We start from the raw sequence: 355 nt of genomic DNA on the forward strand, positions 1-355 counted from the left end.
GTGCTTATAGAGATGGTGAAAGTGCGATTAATGACCAAGATAAAGAGGCTAAAGTAGGCTCTCTTGCCTTAGACTGGAAAGGCGAACGTACGCGAATTTCAGCTGACCTTTATGCTACGACAGAACATGTCGATGGTCCGACTCGAGGCATCACGGTAGCATCAGGAGTTGATATTCCTAGTGCACCAGATCCAGATACGTTATTGAACCCAAGCTGGGCTTTTTATGATACTAAAACAAAAGGCGCAATCACACGCGGTGAGTTCGATGTGACTGATCAAACGACTGTCTATGCCGCCTTAGGTGCTAATAAAATGGAGTTTAAAGGGCTCAGTGCAGCAAAGGCGCAGGTATA

Annotated in this window: 1 pseudogene; it reads left to right on the plus strand. The window is 45.9% G+C overall.

Going from position 1 to position 355, the window contains the following annotated elements:
• A pseudogene (locus EI164_RS16790) lies at positions 1-355 on the plus strand (TonB-dependent siderophore receptor); the annotation flags it as partial.

Source organism: Psychrobacter sp. FME13, from assembly GCF_014861395.1.
GTDB lineage: Bacteria > Pseudomonadota > Gammaproteobacteria > Pseudomonadales > Moraxellaceae > Psychrobacter.